Origin of the sequence: Treponema sp. UBA785 (assembly GCF_002297065.1) — a bacterium.
Classification (GTDB): domain Bacteria; phylum Spirochaetota; class Spirochaetia; order Treponematales; family Treponemataceae; genus Treponema_D.
The window spans coordinates 1-376 of the sequence record NZ_DBJD01000013.1; the positions used below are offsets into that span (position 1 = coordinate 1).

Annotated in this window: 1 protein-coding gene; it reads right to left on the reverse strand. The window is 47.3% G+C overall.

What is annotated here, in order from left to right; translation table 11 throughout:
• Positions 1–328, reverse strand: a 328-nt coding sequence (locus B2X33_RS01040; protein ID WP_296666892.1) for a formylglycine-generating enzyme family protein, incomplete at its 3' end; no start/stop codon positions are given.
• Between the last annotated feature and the right edge of the window lie 48 nt (positions 329–376).

Genomic DNA, 376 nt, shown 5'->3' on the forward strand with positions numbered 1-376 from the left:
TTGCCGCATACCGCCACTCTTCCACTGTGGGCAGGCGGTAGCCGTCGGCGTTTCTGTTACATTCAACATTATCTTCATTTATAGAATAGGCCGGCTCAAGCCCGGCTTTCTTGCTCAGTTTGTTGCAGAACTCAACAGCGTCATACCAGCTCACTTTTTCCACAGGCAAGCTGTCGCCTGTGAAGCGGCTCGGATTTTTCCCCATAACAGCCTTGTACACAGCCTGCGTTATCTCTGTCTTTGACATTACAAAATCTTGTCCTGGAATAATGGCAAAATCAATGCCGCTGCGTTTTTTACAGTCCGCTGCTAAATAATAACAAGCCATCCAAAAATCATCTCCAACCAGTCTTTCAGCCTGTCCCCTTTCTTTTCC